Below are 19,603 nucleotides of genomic sequence, written 5' to 3' on the forward strand. Positions count from 1 at the left end.
AAATATTTTAACGGCGTTTGGGTTTTTTAGAATGGTGGTTTGTTTTAGAGCCTTTTTCTCTGTAATGGCCCTTTTTAAAAGAACGCGCTCGCTCATGCTGGTGCGTTTTTTTGTTAGAGGGTTTTGGCGTTTTTTCTTTAGGGTTTTGAATCGCATCAATTTCTTGCTGGTTTAAGCCAATTTTGCTGGTTTCAAACTGCAAACTCAAAAGTTTTAAAACCAATTGAGACGGCTCAAAAATTTCGGTAAGCTGTTCATAAAGGCTGATGATCCCTTCAGACACTTTAGCGTCATGTAAGGTTTTGATGATCTGATTTTCGTTAATGGTGGGGATTTCAAAAAGTTCAATCTCTGAATCAATTTCTTTTTGCATGCGTAAAAGCTCTTTGTATTCTAAGGGGGTTACTAAAGTGATCGCCATGCCTTTTTTGCCCGCTCGCCCGGTTCTTCCAATGCGATGGATATAGCTCTCGGTATTTAGGGGCAAGTGGTAATTAAACACATGGCTTACACCGCTAATATCTAGCCCACGGCTCGCCACATCTGTAGCCACCAACACATCAGCGTCATTTTTTTTAAACGCCATGATAGAATAGCGGCGATCCCTTTGATCCATATCCCCATGCAAGGCGGTGCTTTTGTAATTTTTAGAAGCAAGGAATTGGTGCAATTCATCGGCTTCTTTTTTGGTGCGCGTGAAAACGATGCTCTTTTCAGGTGCTTGGGTGTCTAAAAGGCGCATGATAGCTTCAGCCCTCTCATGCTCGTTGATCACATAAAAGCGTTGGGTGATGTCGGTGTTAGTGATATTAGAAGGAGCGATATGGATTTTAATAGGGTTTTCTAAAATCTTATCCGCTAGCCTTTTGATCGGCTCTGGCATCGTGGCTGAAAAAAGCAAAATCTGTGCTTCGCTAGGGAGGTAGTCAAAAATCTCTTCAATATCGTCTAAAAACCCCATATCCAGCATTTCATCGCTTTCATCTAAAACGACCACTTTAGGCACAAATTTATGGATGCGTTCGTTTTTTAAGTGATCGAGCAGTCTTCCTGGTGTGGCGATCATCACTTGGGGGTTTTTCTTAATGAATTCGCATTGTTTTTTAACGCTCTGGCCTCCATACACGCACACGGTTTTAGTCCTGGTGTGTTTGCCCAATTTAAAAATCTCATCGCTAATTTGCATGGCTAATTCTCTGGTGGGCGTGATCACTAAGGCCTCTATGGTGTGGTTGTTTTTAAGGTTGTTGATAATGGGCAGAGCGAAAGCGGCGGTTTTTCCTGTGCCTGTTTGGGCTTGCGCGATGACATCTCGGCCTTGCAAAACAGCCGGAATGGCCTTTTCTTGAATGGGGCTTGGGGAAGTGAAGCCAGCTTCATAAACGGATTTTAAAACCGATTCTTTTAAGCCCAAATCATTAAAACTCGGCTTATGATAAGCGTCATCATCAATTTCTGTAGGGAGTGGTGGTTGATTCAATTCCATGGGAGATTCATACCTCAATTTAATTTGAAACTTTATAAAAAGCTAATAAAAGGCTAAAATTAAAATCTTTGATTTAAAGTTTATAAGATTTTTGAGTATAGCATAAAAATGCGCTCAATTAAGTTTAAAGTTTTTATAAAAGGCTTATGCTAAAATAATTAGAATTTAAGGAATAAGAAAGGGTTTGATTGAAACGGGTGTTTTTGTGGCTTATTTTTGTATTAGCTTTCCACAAGCTTTTGGCCGAAAAAATAGGCGATATAGCGAGCGTGGTGGGCGTAAGGGATAACCAGCTGATTGGCTATGGGCTTGTGATTGGCTTAAATGGCACAGGGGATAAATCCGGCTCAAAATTCACCATGCAATCCATTTCTAACATGCTAGAGAGCGTGAATGTTAAGATCTCTGCAGACGATATTAAATCTAAAAATGTCGCTGCCGTGATGATTACAGCCTCCTTGCCCCCCTTTGCAAGACAGGGCGATAAAATTGATATTCACATTTCTTCTATTGGGGATGCAAAATCCATTCAAGGAGGGACTTTGGTGATGACCCCTTTAAATGCGGTAGATGGGAATATTTACGCCCTCGCTCAAGGGGCTATCGTTTCGGGTAATTCTAATAACTTGCTCTCAGCCAATATCATCAATGGAGCGACTATTGAAAGGGAGGTTTCGTATGATTTGTTCCATAAAAACGCCATGACTTTAAGCCTAAAAAACCCTAATTTTAAAAACGCTATCCAAGTGCAAAACACTTTAAATAAGGTATTTGGCAATAAAGTAGCCATAGCGCTAGATCCAAAAACCATTCAAATCACCCGCCCAGAGCGTCTTTCTATGGTGGAGTTTTTAGCTTTAGTGCAAGAAATCCCTATCAATTACAGCGCGAAAAATAAGATCATTGTAGATGAAAAATCAGGCACGATCGTTTCAGGAGTGGATATAATAGTGCATCCTATAGTGGTTACAAGCCAGGACATCACGCTTAAAATCACTAAAGAGCCATTAAATGATTTTAAAAACACGCAGGATTTAGACAACAACATATCCTTAGACACCGCTCATAACACGCTGAGTTCTAACGGGAAAAACATCACCATTGCCGGGGTGGTAAAAGCCTTACAAAAAATTGGCGTGAGCGCTAAGGGGATGGTTTCAATCTTGCAAGCCCTAAAAAAAAGCGGCGCGATTAGCGCTGAAATGGAGATACTATGATAAACAACAATAAAGCCATGTTAGAGCAATACAACGTTTCTAAATTAGCGAGCGAAGAGAAATTAAAAGCACTCGCTCAAAATAAAAACGACAAGCTCCTCAAAGAACAAACCGATTCTTTTGAAGCGTTGCTTTTAAAATTCATGCTAGATAGTGCTATGAAAATGGATAACCCTTTGTATCCTAAAGCCCCAGGCGATGAGATTTACACTTCCATGTATAAGGACACTCTTTCTAAAGAATTGAGCGGGAATTTTGGCTATAGCGAAATGCTGTTTAATTTCTTAAAAGAGCAAGAAAAACAAAAACCATGAAAAAATCCAAGCGCTTAAAACGCCCTTATTTAAAGCGTTCCCATTTGAAACACTCTTATAAGGCTTCTTCTTTCAAGGGGTTGTTAAAAAAAGAGGATAATGTGATTTCATTAGAAAATTTTAAACCCAAAGAGAGCGAAGATTTATTAGAAAATTTTTCCAACAAAAAAGACATGCAAGAATTGCTAGGGCTTTTAAACCAATTTATTTTACAAAGCTACAAGGTAGAAAAGGAATTTAAGGATTATAAAGCCCTTTATGAATGGGTCATAGAAATTTTACCGCAAGCCATTTGGGTGATGAATGAAAATGGGAGCTTTTTTTATAAAAATTCTTTAGCCAATCAAAGCCATGAGGTGTTCAATAAGGCTAAATTAGAAAATTTTAACACTGAAATTGAACATGAAAATAAAAGCTATTTAGTCCAGCAAAACAGCATTCAAGGCAAGCAAATCATCACCGCAACCGATATTAGCGCTCAAAAACGCCAAGAGCGGCTCGCTTCTATGGGGAAAATCTCAGCGCATTTAGCCCATGAGATCAGAAACCCTGTAGGCTCTATCTCTCTTTTAGCTTCGGTGTTATTAAAGCATGCGAACGAAAAGACTAAGCCCATTGTTGTAGAATTGCAAAAAGCTTTATGGCGCGTGGAAAGAATCATTAAAGCCACCTTGCTTTTTTCTAAAGGCATTCAAGCCAACCGCACCAAGCAAAGTTTAAAAACGCTAGAGAGCGATCTCAAAGAAGCCCTAAATTGCTACACTTACTCTAAAGACATTGATTTTCTTTTTAATTTTAGCGATGAAGAAGGGTTTTTTGACTTTGATTTAATGGGGATTGTGTTGCAAAATTTCTTGTATAACGCCATTGATGCGATTGAAGCCTTAGAAGAGAGCGAACAGGGTCAAGTGAAGATTGAAGCGTTCATTCAAAACGAATTTATTGTCTTCACTATTATTGATAACGGCAAGGAAGTGGAAAACAAAAGCGCTTTATTTGAGCCTTTTGAAACCACTAAATTGAAGGGTAATGGCTTAGGGTTAGCCCTGTCTTTACAAGTGGTTAAAGCCCATGAAGGGAGCATTGCGCTATTAGAAAATCAAGAAAAAACCTTTGAAATTAAGATTCTTAACGCTTCTTAATTTGGATAACTATCCCCCTTAAAAATGAGTTTTACTATAAAACAAAATTTTAAAAAGATTAAATAATATTGAATTGAATAGGGTTTATCAATATTTGACAAAAATAAGATCAAAAAAATTTTTTATTAACTCTTTTGGTGTAGGATAGCGATCAAGGTTTTTATGAAAATAAAAGCCTAAAACAATTTTAAAAAAGGACTTTTGATGAAAACATTTGAAATTTTAAAACATTTGCAAGCGGATGCGATCGTGTTATTTATGAAAGTGCATAACTTCCATTGGAATGTGAAAGGCACCGATTTTTTCAATGTGCATAAAGCCACTGAAGAAATTTATGAAGAATTTGCGGACATGTTTGATGATCTCGCTGAAAGGATCGCTCAATTAGGGCATCACCCCTTAGTCACTTTATCCGAAGCGCTCAAACTCACTCGTGTTAAAGAAGAAACTAAAACAAGCTTCCACTCTAAAGACATCTTTAAAGAAATTCTAGGCGATTACAAACACCTAGAAAAAGAATTTAAAGAGCTTTCTAACACCGCTGAAAAAGAAGGCGATAAAGTTACCGTAACTTATGCGGACGATCAATTGGCCAAGTTGCAAAAATCCATTTGGATGCTAGAAGCCCATTTGGCTTAAGCTATCAAAAAGAAGCCAGCATGAGAGATTACAGCGAGCTTGAAATTTTTGAGGGAAACCCCTTAGACAAGTGGAATGACATTATTTTTCATGCGAGTAAAAAGCTTTCTAAAAAAGAGCTAGAAAGGCTTTTAGAGCTTTTGGCTCTTTTGGAAACTTTTATAGAAAAAGAAGACTTGGAAGAAAAGTTTGAATCTTTCGCTAAAGCTTTAAGAATGGATGAAGAGTTGCAACAAAAAATAGAAAGCAGAAAAACAGACATCGTGATCCAATCCATGGCGAATATTCTTAGCGGGAATGAATGAGCTTATCCGCTATGGTTTGATATTCCTCTTTTTTTTAAAGGCGTTCGGGCTTGATTATGGGATAGATAAAACGCTAGAATTAAAAAAAGATGAAGTGTTTAAGGCGATCATCAAAGACACTTCAAACGAACAAACCAAAGAAATCACGCTCTATTGGACGCTATATGCAAATAAAGGTTTAGTCATCAACATGCGTTTTAACCATTTCCCTTACCAGTTTATTTTATACACCGATCATGCGAGAAACACCTATAATCTCAAAGTTTTTGAAGAAAAATTTTCTTCTAACAGCACTCTGTCGCTTGTGTTTAAAGGTTTTAAAGAAGATAAAGCCGCTTTAAGGCTTTTAGCCCTTATACCCCTTGTTTTTTCTCCTAAAGAGCCTTAAGGAATTTGCATGCAAGAAAAACAACTCAAAGCCATTCAAAACAAGATCGCTTCTTGGATCAAAGAAATAGAAAGTGGCTTTATAGATGAATTGTTTTCTAAGATTGGCCCTTCAAAAATGTTGCGCTCCAAACTCATGCTCGCTTTGTTAGACGAAAAAACAGACGCTATTTTATTAGATAAAGCCTTCAATTTGTGTGCGATTGTAGAAATGATACAGACCGCTTCTTTATTGCATGATGACGTGATTGACAAAGCGACCATGCGCCGAAAACTCCCTAGCATTAACGCTCTTTTTGGTAATTTTAACGCCGTGATGCTTGGGGATGTGTTTTATTCCAAAGCCTTTTTTGAATTGTCTAAAATGGGCGAAGCAATCGCTCAAATCCTCTCTAATGCGGTTTTAAGGCTCTCTAGGGGCGAGATTGAAGACGTGTTTGTGGGGGAATGTTTTAATAGCGACAAACAAAAATACTGGCGTATTTTAGAAGACAAGACCGCTCATTTCATGGAAGCGAGCTTAAAGAGCATGGCGATTCTTTTAAATAAAGACGCCAAAATGTATGCGGATTTTGGGTTGCATTTTGGCATGGCGTTTCAAATCATTGATGATTTATTAGACATCACTCAAGACGCCAAAACTCTAGGTAAGCCCAATTTTAGCGATTTTAAAGAAGGCAAAACCACTCTACCCTACTTGCTTTTATATGAAAAATTAAATCAGCATGAACAAGGGCTTTTAATTTCTTATTTTAAACAAGATAGTCATGAAATCATAGAATGGACTAAGGAAAAATTCAAGCAATATGGTATCATAGAAGAAACCCTTAAGATCGCTCAAGTTTATTCTAAAAAGGCTCTCGAAGCCATTAAAGGGGAAAACAATTTGATTTTAGAAAAACTAGCACAAGATGTCATTTATAGGACTTTTTAATGGAGTTAGAAACTCATTTATCAAAATATTTCACCCTAGCCTTTACGCATAAAAGCATGAGCTTAGAAATGCGAGAAAAACTCGCTATCAATTCGAGCGCAACGCTTAAAGAATTTTTACAAACCATTAAAACCCACTGCCCTAATATCAAAGAGTGCATGGTGTTATCCACATGCAATCGCTTTGAAATTTATGCGAGCCTGAAACACGGCGCTCATGCTAATGAACAAAAAAACGCGTTACTAAAAATTTTGGCTCAAAATAAAAAAATGAGCGTGTCTGATTTAGAAAAATGCGTTTTAATCAATACTGATGAAAGCGCAGTCCATCATGTCTTTAGCGTGTGCAGCAGTTTGGATAGCTTGGTGGTGGGGGAAACTCAAATCACAGGGCAGATGAAAAACGCCTATAAATTCGCTTTTGAAGAGAAATTTTGCTCCAAAGATTTAACCCGATTGCTCCATTTTGCTTTCAAATGCGCCGCTAAAGTGCGCAATTTAACCGGCATTTCCAAGCAAGGGGTTTCCATTTCTTCAGTAGCGGTCAAAGAAGCGCTTAATATTTTTGAAAAAGAAAGGATTAAGGATAAAAAAGCCCTTGTGATAGGGCTTGGCGAGATGGCTCAATTAGTCATCAAGCACCTTTTAAACAAGCAATTTGAAACGCTTATCTTAGGGCGTAATGAGGCTAAATTTGAAGATTTTGTCAAAGAATTAGAAGAGCCTAAAAAAGTGAGCTTTCAAAATATAGAAAATTTAAACGCTTATATTAATGAATACGAATTGCTTTTTTGCGCCACTTCTTCGCCGCATTTTATCGTGCAAAATTGCATGTTAAAAGAAACGATTTTCAGGCGTTTTTGGTTTGATTTAGCCGTGCCACGGAATATTGAAAAGCCGGTATTGGATAATATTTTCTTATACAGCGTGGATGATTTAGAGCCTATGGTTAAAGAAAATGTGGAAAACAGGCAAGAGAGCAGGACGAAAGCTTATGAGATTGTAGGGCTTGCCACAATGGAGTTTTACCAATGGATCCAAAGTTTAGAAGTAGAGCCTTTGATTAAGGATTTAAGGGAATTGGCTAGGATTTCAGCCCAAAAAGAATTGCAAAAAGCGCTTAAAAAACGCTATGTGCCTAAAGAATACGAAAACAACATTGAAAAGATCTTGCACAACGCTTTCAATACCTTTTTGCACCACCCTACCATCGCCTTAAAAAAGAACGCTCAAAAAGAAGAATCCGATGTGCTTGTGGGCGCGATTAAAAACCTGTTTAATTTAGACAAATCTAGCGCCAATCATGCCCAAAATTTGAATCTCTATAAATGCGAATATTACGAGGAATAATGCATGCTATTTTCAAAACTCTTTGCCCCCACTCTCAAAGAACCCCCTAAAGATGCCGTGTTAAAAAGCCATAAACATTTAGCTCAAGCAGGATACATTTATCAAGTAGGCAGCGGGATTTATAATTTTTTGCCCTTAGCTAAAAAAGTGCTAGACAAGATAGAAAACATCACGCACAAACGCATGCAAGAGCATGGGGCGCAAAATATTTTAATGAGTTTTGTCGTTTTGGCGAGTTTGTGGGAAAAATCAGGCCGTTTGGATAAATACGGCAAGGAATTATTGGTTTTTAAGGACCGAAAAGACAATGATTTTGTTTTAAGCCCCACTTTAGAAGAAAATATCACCGAAATTGCCGCTAATTTCATTAAAAGCTACAAGCAATTACCCATCCATCTCTATCAAATCCACACGAAATTCCGTGATGAAATCCGCCCTCGGTTCGGGCTAGTGAGAGCGAGGGAATTTATCATGAAAGATGGTTATAGCTTTCATGAAGACGCTGAGAGCTTGGATAAGGAATTTTCAAACACGCAAAGCGCTTATAAAGAGATTTTAAGCGATTTGGGTTTGGATTTTCGCATTGTGGAAGCGGATAGCGGGGCGATTGGGGGGAGTAAAAGCAGGGAATTTGTCGTTTTAACAGAATGCGGGGAAGACACGATCGTGGTGTGTAAAAATTGCGATTATGCCGCCAACATTGAAATCGCTAAACGCTCTAAAAGGCCTGAACCTTTGAATGTCCCAAAAGCGCAATTAGCGAAATTCCCTACCCCTAATACCACCAGTGCACAAAGCGTGGCGGAGTTTTTTAAAACAGAGCCTTATTTTGTTTTAAAAGCGCTTGTGAGAAAAGTGATCCATAAAGATAAAGAAACCCTAGCGTGCTTTTTTGTTAGGGGCGATGACAATTTAGAAGAAGTTAAAGCCCTAAACGCCTTGAATCTTTTAGGAGCGAACGCTTTAGAATTGAGAGAGGCCAGTAAAGAAGATTTAAACAACGCAGGGTTGATAGCGGGTTTTATAGGGCCTTATGGCTTGAAAAAGCATGTTTCTTACATTGTTTTTGATGAAGATTTAAAAGAGAGCGATTGCTTGATCGCTGGGGCTAATGAAAAGGATTTTCATGCGGTGGGCGTGGATTTAAAAGGGTTTGAAAATCTTGTTTATGCGGATATTGTTCAGGTTAAAGAGAGCGATCATTGCCCTAATTGTCAAGGAGAATTGAAATACCATAAGAGTTTGGAAGTGGGGCATATTTTCAAACTCGGGCAAGGCTATGCTAAAAGCTTGAAGGCGAGTTTCTTGGATAAGAATGGTAAGGAGCGGTTTTTTGAAATGGGGTGCTATGGGATAGGCATTAGCCGATTGCTCAGTGCGATTTTAGAGCAAAAAAGCGATGATTTAGGCTGTGTGTGGACGAAAAATACCGCTCCTTTTGATGTGGTGATCGTGGTTTCTAATTGGAAAGATGAAGCACAAAAAAAACTCGCTTTTGAAGTGTATGAAAGGCTACTTCAAAAGGGCATTGATGCGCTGTTAGATGACAGAGACGCTCGTTTTGGGGCGAAGATGAGGGATTTTGAATTGATTGGGGAACGATTAGCGCTCATTGTTGGGAAGCAAACTTTAGAGAGTAAAGAATTTGAATGCATCAAACGCGCTAATTTAGAAAAACAAACGCTTAAAGACACAGAATTAGAAGAAAAAATTTTAGAAATGTTAGAAAGCGAATAAGGGGGAGTGAGTGGGAAATTTGGTGATTGGCTCTAGGGGGAGCGAATTAGCCTTATGGCAAGCAAATCACATTAAAGAACGCCTGAAAAAAGAATGTTTTATAGAAAGCGAGATTCAAATCGTTAAGACTAAGGGCGATAAAATCTTAGACACCCCTTTAAATAAGATTGGCGGTAAGGGGCTATTCACTAAGGAATTAGAAGAATTGCTTTTAAAAGGCGAAATTGATTTGGCGGTGCATTCTTTAAAAGATGTGCCGGTCGTGTTTGAAAAGGGGTTAGACTTGGCATGCATCACCAAAAGGGCTGATGCGAGGGACACTTTTTTAAGCATGAAATTCCCTGATTTGATGAGCTTACCTAAAGGGGCAAAGGTTGGCACGACTTCTTTAAGGCGTTCCATGCAGCTCAAATTAAAGCGTCAGGATCTAGACACAGAAAGCTTAAGGGGGAATGTCCAAACCCGTTTGAAAAAGCTTGAATGCGGAGAATTTGACGCTATCATTTTAGCTGAAGCTGGGTTATGCCGCCTAGAAATTCAAGGAGCGAAATACCGCAAGGCTTTTAGCGTAAAAGAAATGATTCCTAGCATGGGTCAGGGGGCTTTAGGGGTAGAAATGCTCAAAAACCACAAGCATTTTGCCACGCTTCAAAAACTCAACGATGAGAAAAGCGCGTTTTGCTGCCATTTGGAAAGGGAGTTTATTAAGGGGCTTAATGGGGGGTGTCAGATCCCTGTAGGCGTGCATGCGAGTTTAATGGGCGATAGGGTTAAAATCCAGGCGGTTTTAGGCTTGCCTAACGGGAAAGAAGCCATCACTAAAGAAAAGCAAGGGGATAAAACTAAAGCGTTTGATTTAGTTCAAGAGCTTTTAGAAGAATTTTTACAAAGCGGGGCTAAAGAGATTTTAGAAAAGGCGCAGTTGTTTTAATGCGTTTGTTTATCGCGCTAGTTATAAGCTTATTCAATTTGAATGCTAAAGAAGCGGATTTCATCTCTGATTTAGAATACGGGATGGCTCTTTATAAAAACCCTAGGGGCGTTGCGTGCGCGAAATGCCATGGCATTAAGGGCGAAAAACAAGAAATCACCTTTTATTATGAAAAAGGCGAGAAAAAAATCCTCTACGCCCCTAAAATCAACCATTTAGATTTTAAAACCTTTAAAGACGCCTTGAGTTTAGGCAAAGGCATGATGCCTAAATACAACCTCAATTTAGAAGAAATCCAAGCGATTTACCTTTACATCACCTCTTTAGAGCATAAAGAAGAGCGTAAGGAACCTTTTAAGCCTTAATCAAAGCGCTTGATTTATGTTAAAATGGAGCGTTGCATTTTTTGTTTTGATTGAAGAGGGTTCTAAAAATCAGAATTTATAAAGAAGGTAAGAATGAGTGTCAAAATTTTAAAAATATTAGTTTGTGGGTTATTTTTTTGGTGCTTGAATGCCCATTTATGGGGGAAAGACAATAGCTTTTTAGGGGTTGCTGAAAAAGCCTATAAAAGCGGGAACTATTCTAAAGCGGCATCCTATTTTAAAAAAGCATGCAACGATGGGGTGAGTGAAGGTTGCACGCAATTAGGAATCATTTATGAAAACGGGCAAGGCACTAGAATAGATTATAAAAAAGCCCTAGAATATTATAAAACCGCATGCCAGGCTGACGATAGGGAAGGGTGTTTTGGTTTAGGGGGGCTTTATGATGAGGGGTTAGGCACGACTCAAAATTATCAAGAGGCCATTGACGCTTATGCTAAGGCGTGCGTTTTAAAACACCCTGAGAGTTGCTACAATTTAGGCATTATTTATGACCGAAAAATCAAAGGCAATGCCGCTCAAGCGGTTACCTACTATCAAAAAAGCTGTAATTTTGATATGGCTAAGGGGTGTTATGTTTTGGGCGTGGCTTATGAAAAAGGCTTTTTAGAAGTCAAACAAAGCAACCATAAAGCCGTCATCTATTATTTGAAAGCGTGCCGATTGGGTGATGGGCAAGCTTGTCGCGCGTTAGGGAGTTTGTTTGAAAATGGCGATGCAGGGCTTGATGAAGATTTTGAAGTGGCGTTTGATTATTTGCAAAAAGCTTGCGGATTAAACAATTCTAGTGGTTGCGCGAGTTTAGGCTCTATGTATATGTTAGGCAGGTATGTCAAAAAAGATCCCCAAAAGGCTTTTGATTATTTCAAACAAGCATGCGATATGGGGAGCGCGGTGAGTTGCTCTAGGATGGGCTTTATGTATTCCCAAGGGGACGCTGTTCCAAAAGACTTGAGGAAAGCCCTTGATAATTATGAAAGGGGTTGTGATATGGGCGATGAAGTGGGTTGCTTCGCTCTAGCGGGCATGTATTACAACATGAAAGATAAAGAAAACGCCATAATGATTTATGACAAGGGCTGTAAGCTAGGCATGAAACAAGCATGCGAAAACCTCACTAAACTTAGGGGGTATTGAAAAATTTAAAACCACCCAAATAGAAAGCCCAAACGCCTTTAGTGTTTGTGATGGATGCTGTTAATCTGTAACATTGCATTCGTATCTGGGGCAAAGGAGTTACGCCTTTAAAGGCATGATGCGTGAGCGGATACACTAGAGATCAAACTCTGTAAAATCCATTAGGGATACAGAATGAAACCCAAACTCTACACATCAGCCTAGGGAAAATCTCAAATACCTTTAGTGTCGCTTCCGCTCCCATATGAATAAGCTTATTCAGCATTAACATTCTTTAATTTTTTAAAAAATGGGATTTTTAGAACTCATAAGGGAATAGAAGGCATTTTGAAATATTCCCCTACAAATCTCAAAACTCCCCATAACCCCATAAGAACGCTAGAGCTATCACTCGATTAGTTCTTTTATTTTGATTGTAAAAAATACCTTTTATTTTTAAACCCTACAAAGACCAATAGATCGCTCCAAAGAAAACGATACTCCCTATCAAAACGCTTATAAACATGCGTTTAGTGTCCTTAAAAGCCACCATTAAAAACGCGCTCAAATAAAACAACAATAAAAACACGCAAAAAATCCCCAAAAGCGCCTTAAACACAACGCCCACCTTAGCCTTATGCAGCATGATGAGCGCGCCTAAAAAGCCCCTTTCAATGGTTTTGATTTTTGTTTGATCGCCTTTAGTTTCAAGGTTGATTTCATACAAAGGCGTGCCAATGACTAACGCTCCCCTATGCTCTCTAGGCTCTATCTTTTTAGGCATAGCGATATGGTTTTCTTTTAGAAAGTCTTTTAAAAAATCCAATCGTTCTTCTTCTTTTAAGGATTTTTCTAAAACCCACTCTTTGATAGTAGCACCAGTGTCTTGGCACACCCCAAAGAGCAATGAAAGCCCGCTAACCGCAAAAAGAAGCGCCAAAGGGAAGAAAAAAGTGGTCGCATAGATGTGGAAATAACGCATCATTGCGGTCATTATTGCAACCTATGGCTCACGAATTTAGAAAAATTATCCAAGATCAACCCCCCTTTTCTAAACCCTAACGCGCAAGATTCATAAGCAAAAAACACATTAGGCTGATAATACAACCCGTTATGCGAATTGAGCTCGTAAAACTCTTGATAAACGGGTTTGTGGTTAGAATAAACGCCGTCCGTTTTCAAAAGCGATTGCATGGAAGCTTCAAAGATTTCACTATTCGCCCCTTCCCTACCAAAAGCCACTTTTTTGATTTGCTTTTTATGGGATAATGGCTCATAGCTCGTTTCTAACAATAAGGGGTGGTTGGGGTATCTGTCCCATAAAAGTTTTAAAAAACGCTTGGATTGGAAAAGGATCGTGTAAGCGGGGTTTAAAAAAATCGTGTTTTTATTTTCCATCATGCTTTGCATCAAAAGGGCTAATTCTGGCTCATCAATAGCGATGTTTTCCCATGGGATTAGTTTGAATAAAAACTCATAATTCAAGCCATTTTTAAACACGCCCTCTTCTATATTAAATTCCACCTCATCAATGTAAGAAAAATCCGTTTCAAACCCCACGCTCTGAGCAGCGTCTTGCAAAAAACGCATGGTACGCTCTTCTTCAATATTCCCCCTAACGCTTGAAAAAAGGATTTTCCACCCCTCATACATTTCCTCAAAACGGCTCGTGTCTTCGCCCAAAGTTACCATGCGTTTAAAATTCTCGCCAAGCGCTTCATAAAGGTTATTGAATTGCTTGTTTTCATCATAGCCATTGGCTTTGAGTAACGCCCATTGAATCACTGCAGTTTCATAGAGCATGGTGGGGGTATCAGCGTTAAATTCCAGTAATTTAATAGGCTTGCCATCAAGCCCCCCGGCTAAATCAAAACGCCCGTAAATGTGCCAATGCACTTCCTCTTCAAAACTCTGTTTGATCATAGGAATGAGCGCGTTAGGAATATCCAATTCAAAAAAGCGATCGTTTTGAATGGCCTCTTCAGCCGTTTCTACAAACATGTCATAAAGCTCATTACAAGCGTCATAATAAGCGTCCGCTTCTTTTTGAGAAACAACCACCATTTCATCAGCGATATAAGACGACATGTCGTCATTAGTGTGCCAATCTAAGCCGATTTCTTCTAAGGTCTTATTGTCTAAAGGTTTTAAAGGAATCACTTGCATTTTTTAGCCTTAAAATAGATTAAATTATGAGTTAAAGCCCCTTGTCCCAGAGCTTACCGCCGGCGAGCTAGTAGGCCTACTAGAGCCAAAAAACCCACTCTGTCCCTTACTCGCTCCTCCCATGCTTGAAGCGCTAGGTGCACTTTTAGAAAAGGAATTTTGAGAGCGTTGGTAAGCTTGTGGGGATTTGTAGGTCCGTTGGGCGTTTTGCTGATAATTAGGGTTATTGAAAAGCTTATTGCCAATATAACTCCCTAAAATCGCCCCCGCCGCACTCCCTAAAATCGCGCTCCCCAAGCCAAAGCCTGAGCCTTCATTACTCCCACCTCCATTATTAGGCTGGACAAGCTTGCTCGTGCCGTTATCAATTTTGGCTTCTTCTTCTTTGATGAGCTTTTGAATCTCTTCATTGCTTAACACGCGTTCATTGCCTTGCAAATCGCGCACTATAATGTGGGTTCTTGAGCTGGGGTATTCTTCAACAACCTTGTAAGATTTATCCTTTTGCTCTTCTAAAATCACAAACGCACCTTTTTGAACGCTTTGGCTTAAAGAGCTTTGCTCTTTTGGTTTGTCATCAGCATTGCTCTTACACCCCACAATGCTTACCATCACTAACGCGCTCAAACCACCCACGATCGCATAATCAGAAATCTTTCTATAGGGTTTTTTCATGAGAATAGCCTTATATCATGCCTTATAATGGTATAAGAAAGGTACACCCTTAATCATGCCAGATTCAAAAATCTTTTTAGTGGTATTTTCCACTTTAGTGCGTAAATCTTCAGGCTCTTTTTGAGCGTTAATATCGTATTGGGTGGAATAAATCTTTTCAAGAATAGAGATCTTATCTTCCACGCTCGCTCCCCTAGCCCTAGCTTTCGCCATTTCTTCTTGGATCAAAGCCGCTTTTTTAGCCGAATTGACCCCAAGCCACCCCACTACAACCATCCTCACGGTGTTTTCTTTCAAGTGATCCCTGAGTTTAGTGAGCTCTTTTTGGCAATGCGGGCACATGGGATCAGAAACAATATAAAGGATTTTATCCTTATTTTTAGCGTTAGTAGAGGGCAACTCTATCGCATAATCAGCCGGTATTTCATTAAAAATAGCGTTCAATTTCGCGCTATTTTGTTGGGTGGCGTTAAGGGCTTGGACTTTTTGATTGGTTTCTGCGACCAATTGCACATCATCGCTTTTATTGCTAAAAAAGATATTGCTAAGCCCTATGACTAAATTACCATCCTTACTCACTACAAGCGGAATATTGTATTTAGTGTCCGGATCTTCAATAACGACCATTTTTAAATCCTGGCTGGATTTTAAAGGTTTGATCTCTAAAATACGCACCTTTTTATTGGTTTGTTTTTCAATCACGCTCACTAAATTATCCTGCATCCGTTTGTCATTAGCTGAAACTGAATGTTTAGGGGCTGCCCCTAAGCCTACAAGAAGTAACGCGCTCAACACACTCGCTCTTAATATCATTAAAACTCCTAAAGTTCAATAGCCTAAACCCTTACAATAAAAGGGATAAGCTTTTAATGGGTATAATACCATAAAAATTCTCTATTTTCATAAGGCTTAAAAAGGTTTAAAGATGATTATCATTCCTGCTAGATTAAAATCCAGTCGTTTTAAAAATAAAGTGCTAGAAGATATTTTTGGCTTGCCTATGGTAGTGCGTTGCGCTAAAAACGCGAATCTAGTAGATGAATGCGTGGTCGCTTGCGATGATGAAAGCATCATGCAAACATGCCAAAAATTCCACATTAAAGCGGTGCTAACCTCCAAACACCATAATAGCGGCACAGAACGCTGTTTGGAAGCGGCACAAATTTTAGGGTTAAAAAACGATGAAAGGGTTTTAAATTTGCAAGGCGATGAGCCTTTTTTAGAAAAAGAAGTCATTTTAGCGTTATTAGAAGCCACCAAAAACGCCCCTTTCATGGCGACTTGCGCTAAAGTCATTGATGAAGAGCAAGCCAAAAACCCTAATTTAGTCAAGGTGGTTTTAGATAGCCAAAATAACGCCTTGTATTTTTCGCGCTCTCTTATCCCCTTTTTACGAGATGCTGATATGAAACGCCAAACCCCCCTTTTAGGGCATATCGGTATTTATGGCTTCCACAATAAAGAAATATTAGAGAAATTATGCGCTTTAAAACCTTGCGTTTTAGAGGAACTGGAAAAATTAGAGCAATTAAGGGCTTTGTATTATCAAAAAAAGATTGCAGTCAAAATCGTTCAAAGTGGGAGCGTGGGCATTGACACCAAAGAGGATTTGCAAAACGCTTTGAAAATTTTTAGCCCCAACTCCTTTGAGCGCTAAAATTTACAGCATTTTCACCATCAAAAACCTCTTTTTAAATCCAAAAAAAAAGCAAAATTTGTTAATTTTTGCTCAATTTTATTAAAAGTTCAATAAATTTATGTCATACTTTAAACTAATTGTAAATAAAGTTTCAATTTGATACGATTTTACAAATAAAACATTACTTTAAGGAACATTTTATGAAAAAAACGATTTTACTTTCTCTTATGGCGTCATCGCTCCTTGCTGAAGATGACGGCGTTTTTATGAGCGTGGGCTATCAAATCGGCGAAGCGGTTCAACAAGTGAAAAACACCGGCGAAATCCAAAAAGTCTCCAACGCTTACGAAAATTTGAACAATCTTTTAACCCGCTATAACGAACTCAAACAAACGGCCTCTAACACCAACTCAAGCACCGCTCAAGCGATTAACAATCTAAAAGAGAGCGCTAGCCGATTAAAAACGACCCCTAATACCGCCAATCAAGCCGTGTCCTCAGCGCTCAGCTCTGCAGTGGGAATGTGGCAAGTGATAGCCTCTAATTTAGCCAATAACTCGCTACCAACTAGTGAATACGACAAAATCAATGCGATTTCTCAAGTGCTCCAAAATACCCTAGAAAATAAAAACAATGATCTTAAAATTGAAAATGACTATGACCATCTTTTAACTCAAGCTAGCACCATTATTAATACCCTTCAAAGCCAATGCCCAGGAATAGACGGAGGCAATGGCAAACCATGGGGCATTAATGCAAGCGGGAACGCATGCGCTATTTTTGGCAACACCTTTAACGCCATAAACAGCATGATAAATAGCGCTAAAGAAGCCGCCGCACAATCCCGAAGAACTGACCCAGAAAGTCCAAACCAACCAAGCGCATTTACCAACGCTGATTTTAATAAAAACCTTAATCAAGTCTCAAGCGTCATTAATGACACTATCTCTTACCTCAAAGGGGATAATTTAGAAACCATCTATAACACCCTTCAAAAAACGCCCGATTCTAAAGGGTTTCAAAGTTTGGTGAGCCGATCTAGCTATAGTTATTCTCTCAACGAAACCCAATATTCTCAATTCCAAACTACCACCAAAGAGTTTGGCCATAACCCTTTTAGAAGCGTGGGATTAATTAATTCTCAAAGCAATAACGGGGCAATGAATGGCGTGGGCGTGCAACTAGGCTATAAGCAATTTTTTGGGAAAAATAAATTTTTTGGGATCCGTTATTATGCCTTTTTTGATTACAACCATGCCTATATCAAATCCAACTTTTTCAACTCCGCTTCTAATGTTTTCACTTATGGCGCAGGCAGTGATCTTTTATTGAATTTCATCAATGGCGGATCCGATAAAAACCGCAAAGTCTCTTTTGGCATTTTTGGAGGCATCGCTCTAGCCGGCACGACATGGCTCAATTCCCAATTGGTGAATTTAAAAACCACCACTAGCATCTACAGCACTAAAATCAACAACACCAATTTCCAATTCTTATTCAATACCGGTTTAAGGCTTCAAGGGATTCACCATGGCGTGGAATTAGGCGTGAAAATCCCCACCATCAACACGAATTACTATTCTTTCATGGGCGCTAAATTAGCATTCCGAAGGCTTTATAGCGTGTATTTCAATTATGTTTTGGCCTATTGATACTGAATCGGTTCTCACTATTAATGAGAACAAAGCCAACTTTTTGGCTCTCAATGAATAACGGCATCATTTTACTTGACTTTTTACAAAAAACACACTAAAATTTCTCTTTATTTTTTGAGCGAAATTCCAGATTAGCTCAGCGGTAGAGTAGGCGGCTGTTAACCGCTTGGTCGTAGGTTCGAATCCTACATCTGGAGCCATACTTTTAACTCATCTTTTTTTTATAGCAAAATTCACGCAATCCCTTTTGATTTGATCCATAACGCATTGACTAAAACCCCCACCACAACCCCTATCGCTAAATTATGCGTGTATAAAACCACCGCCACGACTAAGAGCATGTTGAGCGTGTCATAGGGCTTGATTTTTTTAATGTTAATAATGGATTGGAAATTAAAAGTGGTGAAAGAAATCATCACCATCACCGCCACAACCGCCACAATGGGGATCTTAACCACATATTCATTAAACACTAATATTAGCACCATTAAAGAAAAGCCGGCAAAAAAAGTAGAAAGCCTTGTTTTAGCCCCGGATTTTGCGTTGATGATAGACTGCCCCACTAAAGCGCACCCTGTCATTCCCCCCAAAAGCCCTGAGACGATATTCCCCAAGCCTTGCGCTTTAGTTTCTTTATTTTTATCGCTCACGCCGTCTTTTAAAATCACATCTAAAGTTTTAGCGGTCAATAAACTTTCTATCGTGCCTACTAGCGCTAAAGAAAGAGCGTAAGGCAACAACTCTATCATTATTTTAAAATCCAAATTTTTGGGGATAATGATGAAATGAAAGCCTGAAACCCCTTGCTCAATGCTCCCTAAATTCGGTGCATGCGTGTCAAAAATTAAAGCGATCGCGCTCACTATAAGGATACAAATCAGATTAGAGGGGATTTTTTTAGTGATTAAGGGGAAAAGGTAAATGATCAATATCCCAATAAAAAGTAAGATAAACACCCCTAAATTTTGGTTTTGAAGGAATTTGAATTGCTCCATTAAAAGCAAAATGCCTAATGCGTTCACAAAGCCATACATCACTGATTGGGGGATAAACCTCAAAAGATTCCCTATTTTCAAATAGCCTAAAAGAATTTGCAACACCCCTGCCATAAGAGTCGCCACGCCCGCGTATTCAAGCCCATAGTTTTTAACCACGCCCACTAAAATGAGCGCCACTGAGCCGGCCGCTGCGCTAATCATCGCCTTTCTAGCCCCAAAAAAAGACAAAACAAAAGCCATATAAAAGGTCGTATAAAACGCCACGCCCACATCTAAACCCACCATGATCGCAAAGCCGGCCGTCTCTGGGATCACAGAAAGCCCCACCACAAAACCAGACAACAAATCTTTTTGAATGTTACTCAGCCATTCTTTTTGTATCTTTTCAAACATGCCTTTCTTTCTCATTAGAATGGCTTGATTATAAGATTTAAAAACCAATTTCAAACCAATAAAATTTTTCTTAGCGTTAAGCTTTCTTAAATATTTTATGGTAAAAAATACTTAAAATCGTTTTTTTTTTTTTT

General features: G+C 39.0%; 20 protein-coding genes and 1 tRNA gene. 15 read left to right on the forward strand and 6 right to left on the reverse strand.

The features are described from left to right. Positions 1–7: 7 nt before the first annotated feature. Positions 8–1,486 carry a DEAD/DEAH box helicase gene (locus KX581_RS04875; protein WP_231175737.1) on the reverse strand — a complete coding sequence of 493 codons (1,479 nt, stop codon included), beginning with the start codon at positions 1,484–1,486 and terminating at the stop codon, positions 8–10. A gap of 188 nt (positions 1,487–1,674) precedes the next feature. Between KX581_RS04875 and KX581_RS04880 the strand changes: the two genes are divergently transcribed. The 12 genes from KX581_RS04880 (at position 1,675) to hcpE (ending at position 11,964) form a co-directional block, all read left to right on the forward strand. Then, complete coding sequence (locus tag KX581_RS04880; RefSeq protein WP_219025734.1) at positions 1,675–2,703, forward strand: flagellar basal body P-ring protein FlgI; 1,029 nt, start codon at positions 1,675–1,677, stop codon at positions 2,701–2,703. Then, on the forward strand, positions 2,700–3,017 hold the full coding sequence (locus KX581_RS04885; protein WP_000609406.1) for a hypothetical protein: 318 nt from the start codon (positions 2,700–2,702) through the stop codon (positions 3,015–3,017). Before KX581_RS04880 ends, KX581_RS04885 begins: the two co-directional genes overlap by 4 nt. After that, on the forward strand, positions 3,014–4,159 hold the full coding sequence (gene flgS / locus KX581_RS04890; protein ID WP_015086852.1) for an acid survival sensor histidine kinase: 1,146 nt from the start codon (positions 3,014–3,016) through the stop codon (positions 4,157–4,159). The genes KX581_RS04885 and flgS overlap by 4 nt, the downstream gene beginning before the upstream one ends. Before the next feature lie 204 nt (positions 4,160–4,363). Next, the gene (gene dps / locus KX581_RS04895; RefSeq protein WP_000846455.1) at positions 4,364–4,798 is read left to right on the forward strand and encodes a DNA starvation/stationary phase protection protein; all 435 of its coding nucleotides are present in this window, start codon (positions 4,364–4,366) and stop codon (positions 4,796–4,798) included. Positions 4,799–4,818: 20 nt separating this feature from the next. Next, on the forward strand, positions 4,819–5,103 hold the full coding sequence (locus tag KX581_RS04900) for a DUF2018 family protein (protein ID WP_001206051.1): 285 nt from the start codon (positions 4,819–4,821) through the stop codon (positions 5,101–5,103). Further along, complete coding sequence (locus KX581_RS04905) at positions 5,096–5,491, forward strand: hypothetical protein (RefSeq protein ID WP_231175738.1); 396 nt, start codon at positions 5,096–5,098, stop codon at positions 5,489–5,491. Before KX581_RS04900 ends, KX581_RS04905 begins: the two co-directional genes overlap by 8 nt. 9 nt (positions 5,492–5,500) lie before the next feature. After that, complete coding sequence (locus KX581_RS04910; RefSeq protein ID WP_231175739.1) at positions 5,501–6,424, forward strand: polyprenyl synthetase family protein; 924 nt, start codon at positions 5,501–5,503, stop codon at positions 6,422–6,424. After that, positions 6,424–7,773, forward strand: a complete 1,350-nt coding sequence (gene hemA / locus KX581_RS04915; RefSeq protein ID WP_231175740.1) for a glutamyl-tRNA reductase — start codon at positions 6,424–6,426, stop codon at positions 7,771–7,773. Before KX581_RS04910 ends, hemA begins: the two co-directional genes overlap by 1 nt. 3 nt (positions 7,774–7,776) lie before the next feature. After that, entirely contained in the window at positions 7,777–9,510 is a 1,734-nt protein-coding gene (gene proS, locus KX581_RS04920) for a proline--tRNA ligase (RefSeq protein WP_231175741.1), read from the forward strand. A gap of 10 nt (positions 9,511–9,520) precedes the next feature. Then, on the forward strand, positions 9,521–10,441 hold the full coding sequence (gene hemC, locus KX581_RS04925) for a hydroxymethylbilane synthase (RefSeq protein ID WP_231175742.1): 921 nt from the start codon (positions 9,521–9,523) through the stop codon (positions 10,439–10,441). Beyond that, the gene (locus KX581_RS04930) at positions 10,441–10,806 is read left to right on the forward strand and encodes a c-type cytochrome (protein ID WP_231175743.1); all 366 of its coding nucleotides are present in this window, start codon (positions 10,441–10,443) and stop codon (positions 10,804–10,806) included. The genes hemC and KX581_RS04930 overlap by 1 nt, the downstream gene beginning before the upstream one ends. Positions 10,807–10,899: 93 nt before the next feature. Then, a complete protein-coding gene (gene hcpE / locus KX581_RS04935; RefSeq protein WP_231175744.1) occupies positions 10,900–11,964 on the forward strand; it encodes a tetratricopeptide repeat protein in 1,065 nt (354 codons plus the stop codon). A 442-nt stretch (positions 11,965–12,406) separates the two neighbouring features. Here the strand turns inward: hcpE and KX581_RS04940 are convergent, their stop codons facing one another. From KX581_RS04940 to dsbK, 4 genes are read right to left on the reverse strand one after another with little or no spacing between them, the layout of a single operon-like run. Continuing rightward, positions 12,407–12,937, reverse strand: coding sequence for a hypothetical protein (locus KX581_RS04940; RefSeq protein WP_180629289.1), 531 nt, complete (start codon positions 12,935–12,937; stop codon positions 12,407–12,409). Next, a complete protein-coding gene (locus KX581_RS04945) occupies positions 12,937–14,109 on the reverse strand; it encodes a glutathionylspermidine synthase family protein (protein ID WP_231175745.1) in 1,173 nt (390 codons plus the stop codon). The genes KX581_RS04940 and KX581_RS04945 overlap by 1 nt, the downstream gene beginning before the upstream one ends. Positions 14,110–14,133: 24 nt before the next feature. Further along, entirely contained in the window at positions 14,134–14,784 is a 651-nt protein-coding gene (locus KX581_RS04950; RefSeq protein WP_000743511.1) for a UPF0323 family lipoprotein, read from the reverse strand. 15 nt (positions 14,785–14,799) lie between these two features. Next, positions 14,800–15,597, reverse strand: coding sequence for a protein disulfide-isomerase DsbK (dsbK, locus tag KX581_RS04955; protein ID WP_000603217.1), 798 nt, complete (start codon positions 15,595–15,597; stop codon positions 14,800–14,802). A 112-nt stretch (positions 15,598–15,709) separates the two neighbouring features. Here dsbK and kdsB point away from each other — a divergent pair, with 112 nt between their 5' ends. From kdsB to KX581_RS04970, 3 genes are all read left to right on the forward strand, one after another. Beyond that, positions 15,710–16,441 (forward strand): 3-deoxy-manno-octulosonate cytidylyltransferase, encoded by a 732-nt coding sequence (gene kdsB / locus KX581_RS04960; protein ID WP_231175746.1) that lies wholly within the window; start codon positions 15,710–15,712, stop codon positions 16,439–16,441. Between the two features lie 182 nt (positions 16,442–16,623). After that, positions 16,624–18,075 (forward strand): porin HopA, encoded by a 1,452-nt coding sequence (hopA, locus tag KX581_RS04965; RefSeq protein WP_231175747.1) that lies wholly within the window; start codon positions 16,624–16,626, stop codon positions 18,073–18,075. A 128-nt stretch (positions 18,076–18,203) separates the two neighbouring features. Then, a tRNA-Asn gene (locus tag KX581_RS04970) sits at positions 18,204–18,278 on the forward strand. Between the two features lie 33 nt (positions 18,279–18,311). On the opposite strand, the gene KX581_RS04975 is transcribed toward KX581_RS04970, so the two are convergent. Further along, positions 18,312–19,469 carry a SulP family inorganic anion transporter gene (locus KX581_RS04975; RefSeq protein ID WP_231175748.1) on the reverse strand — a complete coding sequence of 386 codons (1,158 nt, stop codon included), beginning with the start codon at positions 19,467–19,469 and terminating at the stop codon, positions 18,312–18,314. Between the last annotated feature and the right edge of the window lie 134 nt (positions 19,470–19,603).

The sequence above is a fragment of the Helicobacter pylori genome, from assembly GCF_021062735.1.
Taxonomy (GTDB): domain Bacteria; phylum Campylobacterota; class Campylobacteria; order Campylobacterales; family Helicobacteraceae; genus Helicobacter; species Helicobacter pylori_DN.